Genomic DNA, 5574 nt, shown 5'->3' on the forward strand with positions numbered 1-5574 from the left:
CTTCGGCGGCTCGCTGGCGGTGGGCGTGCCCACCTCGAGCTGGCTCTTCACCTTCTCCATGTTCCTCTTCCTCTCGCTCGCGCTGGTGAAGCGGCTGAGCGAGGTGCGCCGGCTGCGGCTGGCCAACGAGGCGGCGGCGCCAGGGCGCGGGTACGTGGCCGGGGACTACGAGCAGCTCGCGAGCCTCGGCGTGTCGAGCGGCTACATGTCCGTGCTGGTGCTCGCCCTCTACATCACCAGCAAGGAAGTGACGGCCCTCTACCTCCACCCGGAGCGGCTGTGGCTGCTGTGTCCGGTGATGATGTACTGGGTGGGCCGGGTGTGGATGCTCGCGCACCGCGGCCAGGTGAACGAGGACCCGCTCGTCTTCGCGCTGAAGGACAAGGTGAGCTACGTGGTGGGAATTCTCGCCGCGGGCGTGTTGCTGGTAGCGACGTGAGAGGTGACGGACATGGGCTCTGAGCTGCAATCCTGGGGACGCTACCCACACGTGGAGGAGCAGCGGATGCTGCCCGTCACGTGGGCCTCGGACAGCCTGCCGGTGCCGGCGGACGGAGGCACGCTGCTGCCGTACGGGCAGGGCCGCAGCTACGGGGACTCGTGCCTCAACGCGGGTGGCGCGCTGCTGACGACAACGCGGCTGGACCGCTTCCTCGCCTTCGACCCGGCCACGGGCGTGCTGCGCTGCGAGTCGGGCGTCACGCTGGACGCCATCCTCCGGCTGGTGTCGTGGCAGGGCTGGTTCCTCCCGGTGACGCCGGGCACCAAGTTCGTGAGCGTGGGCGGGGCCATCGCCAACGACGTCCACGGCAAGAACCACCACCGGGCGGGCACCTTCGGGCGGCATGTGCGGCGCTTCGAGCTGGTGCGCTCGGACGGCTCGCGCCGGGTGTGCTCGCCCGAGGAGAACCCGGACTACTACGAGGCCACCATCGGCGGCCTCGGGCTGACGGGCCTCATCACCTGGGCGGAGATCCAGCTGCGGCGGATGAGCAACCCGTACATCCTCCAGGAGACCATCCCCTTCACCAACCTGGACGGCTTCCTCTCGCTGGCGCACGAGTCCGAGCAGGACTTCGAGTTCACCGTGGCGTGGATCGACAGCCTGGGCAAGGGGAAGACCCTGGGCAAGGGCCTCTTCTACCGGGGCAACCACGCGCCGCCGCAGTTCGACGCGGTGCCGCTGTCGCGCAGCCACCTGTCGCGCAACGGCGGCGGGCTGGCGGTGCCCTTCGACCTGCCGGGCTTCGCGCTCAACCGCCTCTCGGTGTCGGCCTTCAACTTCCTCTACTACAACCGGCAGCGCGGCAGGTCGTCCGAAGGCCTCATCCACTACGACCCGTTCTTCTACCCGCTGGACAGCATCCACCGGTGGAACCGCATCTACGGGCACCGGGGCTTCATGCAGTTCCAGTGCTTCGTGCCGGTGAACGACACGGGCGTGACGGCGCTGAGGGAGATCCTCGACCGGGCACGCAGCGAGCTGCCGAGCTTCCTCACGGTGCTGAAGATGTTCGGCGACGTGCCCTCCCCGGGGTGGATGAGCTTCCCGCGGCGCGGGGTGACGTTGGCGCTCGACTTCGCCAACCGGGGCGAGCGGACGTACAAGCTGCTGGAGGAGCTGGACCGGGTGACGCGCCAGTCGGGCGGGCGGGTGTACCCGGCCAAGGACGCGCGGATGAGCCCGGAGAGCTTCGCGGCGTACTACCCCGAGCGCGAGCGCTTCGCGCGCTACGTGGATCCGGCGTTCTCATCATCGTTCTGGCGCCGGGTGAACGGGGCGGGATAGATGGACCCCATGATGAAGAAGGTCCTCGTTCTCGGCGCCACGAGCGCCATGGCCCAGGCGACGGTGCGGCTGCTCGCCGCGCGCGGCGCGTCCCTGTACCTCGTGGGCCGCAACGCCGAGCGGCTGGAGGCGGTGGCGCAGGATGCTCGGACCCGGGGCTCCACGAAGGTGGCCACCGAGGCCCTCGACCTGGACGACCTGGCCCAGCACGAGGCCCTGGTGGAGCGTGCCACCGTCGCCCTCGGCGGCCTGGATGGGGCGCTGCTCGCCCACGGCATTCTCGGCAACCAGGAGGCGTCCCAGCGCGCGTACGCCGAGGCGGAGAAGGTCTTCCGCACCAACTTCCTGAGCGCGGTGTCCCTGCTGACACCGCTGGCCAACCGCTTCGAGGCCCAGAAGGCCGGCACACTGGTGGTCATCTCCTCGGTGGCGGGAGACCGCGGCCGGCAGAGCAACTACATCTACGGCGCCTCCAAGGGGGCGCTGAGCGTGTACCTCCAGGGCCTGCGCAACCGGCTGGCGCGCTCGGGCGTGGCGGTGGTGACGGTGAAACCGGGCTTCGTGGACACGCCGATGACGGCGGACATGAAGAAGAACGCCCTCTTCGCCTCGCCGGAGCAGGTGGCACGCGGCATCCTCCGGGCCGCGGACAAGCGCCGCAACGAGGTGTACCTGCCCGGTTTCTGGCGCCTCATCATGTTCATCATCCGCTCCATCCCCGAGGGCATCTTCAAGCGGCTGAAGCTGTAGCGGCCCGCCGCCCCGCTCCCGCTCGGACGAGGAGCGGGCGGGCACCCGGGCCTCCCCCTGGTCGGGTAGGAGTTTCCACCCCAACAACTCCACCCGGCCCCCTGCCGCCCAAGGTGCGGGAAAGGTGATAGCGTCCATCGGGTGGACGTGGCCGTGCCCCCTGACCGCCACGTATACCGCCCGCGTCACCGCTCCGCCCCGGGCCTTCGATCATGGCGTTCTTCAAATCGTCGAGCACCAGCAACCGCTCCCTGCCCAGCCGCATCGATGCGCTCATGCGCGCGTGTGCGATGCCCCTGGCGCCCTTCGTCGCCTACCTGCTGGGGATGGTGCTGGGGCTCCAGGGAGATCAGGTCCCGCGCGCCGTCATCTGGCTGCTGCCGCCGGTGATCCTCGTCTGGGGCGTGCTCTTCCCGCTGAGCATCATCCACTACTTCCACCGCACCGCGCTCAGCTCGAACCGGGACGATCCCCCCGGCCTGCGCCTGGCCCGCATCCTCAAGATGCCCTGGCGCATCGCCTTCTACAACATGGTGGGCTCCTACGGCTTCGGCGCCGCCAGCTTCTGCACGGGCGTGTGCCTGTGGTTCCACAAGAGCCTGTGGCTGGTGCTCTGGGGCACGCTCATCGGCGTGGCGGTGGGCCTGCTGCTGGCCTTCCCCGCCGGCATCACCATGGAGCGCTGGGTGCAGCCGCTGGTGCTCGAGGAGCAGGGGCGCCACCCCCACCTGCGCGTGATGAGCGGCGGCTTCTTCTGGCCCCGCCAGTCCTGGTTCCTGCCCTACGCCTTCTCCGTCTGCGTGCTCTCGCTCATCGTCATGGGCAGCGTCACGGTGGGCGTGCAGACCACCAACGTCCAGCGCCGCTACGTCGAGGACCTCCAGGCCACGGGCCAGCACCAGGCGGCCGCGATGCTCGAGGGGTTGAGCGGCTCGCTCCTGTCCGAGCTGAGCATCCCCGTGGCCGTGCTGGCCCTCGTGCTGCTCGCCCTCTCCATCCTCTCCGCGTGGATGCTGGCGCGCCGCCAGGAGAGCGGCTCGCTGGCGGTGCTGCGCGCCATCGAGGGCCTCTCGGTGGGCAAGGTGCGCCCGCCCCAGTGGGTGTCCACCGATGAGATCGGCGACCTGGCCTTTGGCCTCAACGCCATCACCCTGCAGCTGAGCGCCCTGCCGCGCACGCTGCAGCAGTCGGCCACCCAGCTCGTCGAGGCCGGGGCCACCCTGCGCCAGGCCAACGACGCCCAGCGCCGCGCCCTCAACACCCAGGCCACCGCCATCCAGGAGACGAACGTCACCGCGCAGGAGATCAAGCAGACCTCCAACCTCACCGCCCAGCGGGCCGAGGAGGTGCTGCACGTGGTGCGTCACGCCGAGGAGCTCAGCCGCTCGGGCACCATCGCCCTGGAGCAGACCAGCGCCGGCTTCAGCGCCATCCGCGACTCGGTGTTCGCCATCCGCGGCAAGATGGAGCGCCTGCAGGCCAGCGCCCTGCAGATTGGTGAAATCACCGAGACGGTGAAGGACCTGGCCGACCAGTCCAACATGCTCGCGCTCAACGCCGCCATCGAGGCGGTGCGCTCGGGCGAGCACGGCAAGGGCTTTGGCGTGGTGGCCCGCGAAATCCGCCTCCTGGCCGACCAGTCCATCCGCGCCACCGCCCGCATCCGCACCATCCTCGACGAGGTGGGCAACGCCATCGGCGACGCCGTCTCCATGACGGACGTGGGCGCCGCCCAGGTGGAGGGCGGCCTGGACAAGGTGCGCACCTCCGAGGAGAGCCTGCGCCAGCTCTCGCAGATGGTGAAGGAGAGCTCCACCGCCGTGACGCAGATCACCGTCGCGGTGAGCCAGCAGAACGCCGGCTTCACTCAAATCTTCAACGCCGTGGCCGACCTGTCGCACAGCATGGACGCCGCCATGGAACGGCTGGAATCCACCCAGGAGGCGGCGCAGACGCTCCAGAACGTCTCCGCCCAGGTCACCCGCGTGGCCGGCCAGTACCATTTGGAATAGCGCCCCGCGCTACAGCCGTGTATCCAACGCGACGTGTCATTCCTACGTTCCATTATCGCACGAAAATTCCAGCTTGACCGGACGTGGCTGGGGTCTGTAGTATCCCTTCTTGGTTGCAGGGGGGGGCATCACTCGAAAGCTCGTTCGTCCCCATGGCGGGAGGCTCATATGCATCGGCAGGAGATCCTCGACAACGTCCGCAACATCATCCTGGCCACCAACAGTGGCCTGTTCCCGGACGACGTGAGCGAGTTCGCCTCCATGACGTATGATCTGGGCATGGACTCCTTTCATCTGGAGTCGATGATTTCCCGGCTGAAGGACGAAGTGGCGGACATCGAGTTCACCCCCTGGTACATCAAGGCCTCGCGCCGCGGTCACGACACCGTGGGCAGCCTCGTGGATTTCATCGACGAGCGCATGTCGCAGGTTGTCTCCGCGCGGAGCAAGGTGAACTCGGACTCCCACGCCAGCGTCCAGAACACGCTCGACGTGGAGGCGGCATGACCCAAGCAGTACCCGTGCGTAGACCCACCCTGTTGTCCATCGCTTCGGCGGTTCCCCCGCTCTCGCTCACCCAGGACGAGATGTACGAGGGGCTGCTGAAGCAGTGGTACAAGACCATCCCCAACGCCGAGCGCATCATCAAGAACACGGGCGTGCGCCGCCGGCACTTCGCGTGGGACCCGCGCGTGGAGTTCGCCGAGGGCAACCGCGGTGTGGGTGACCGCGCGCGCGTCTACGAGCGCGTGGGCCTGGAGGTGACGGGCCAGTCGGTGGAGAAGGCCCTCGGGAGCCTGGACCGCTCCAAGGTGGGCGCCTTCACGATGACCACCAACTCGGGCTACTCGGGCCCGGGGTTGGACCTCTTCATCTCCAAGAAGCTCGGGCTGCGCTCCAGCATCCGCCGCACCTTCGTGGGCCACATGGGCTGCTTCGCGGCCTTCCCCGTCATGCGGGTGGCCCTGGACAGCATCGCCGCGCGCCCCGACGAGCTCGTCATCGCCAACGCCTCGGAGTTCA

4 protein-coding genes and 2 pseudogenes are annotated in these 5574 nt (G+C 68.7%); all 6 read left to right on the forward strand.

Going from position 1 to position 5574, the window contains the following annotated elements; translation table 11 throughout:
- Positions 1 to 439 (forward strand): annotated as a pseudogene (locus VF697_RS13020) (hypothetical protein); the annotation flags it as partial.
- A gap of 12 nt (positions 440 to 451) precedes the next feature.
- A complete protein-coding gene (locus tag VF697_RS13025; RefSeq protein WP_331094788.1) occupies positions 452 to 1789 on the forward strand; it encodes an FAD-binding oxidoreductase in 1338 nt (445 codons plus the stop codon).
- Positions 1790 to 1801: 12 nt separating this feature from the next.
- Positions 1802 to 2539: an SDR family oxidoreductase gene (locus tag VF697_RS13030; RefSeq protein WP_331094793.1), complete on the forward strand. Its 738-nt coding sequence runs from the start codon at positions 1802 to 1804 to the stop codon at positions 2537 to 2539.
- 212 nt (positions 2540 to 2751) lie between these two features.
- On the forward strand, positions 2752 to 4551 hold the full coding sequence (locus VF697_RS13035; RefSeq protein WP_331094790.1) for a methyl-accepting chemotaxis protein: 1800 nt from the start codon (positions 2752 to 2754) through the stop codon (positions 4549 to 4551).
- Positions 4552 to 4719: 168 nt separating this feature from the next.
- A complete protein-coding gene (locus VF697_RS13040; protein WP_331094791.1) occupies positions 4720 to 5058 on the forward strand; it encodes a hypothetical protein in 339 nt (112 codons plus the stop codon).
- 14 nt (positions 5059 to 5072) lie between these two features.
- Positions 5073 to 5574 (forward strand): annotated as a pseudogene (locus VF697_RS13045) (type III polyketide synthase); the annotation flags it as partial.

Source organism: Archangium sp., assembly GCF_036388035.1.
Lineage (GTDB): Bacteria > Myxococcota > Myxococcia > Myxococcales > Myxococcaceae > Archangium.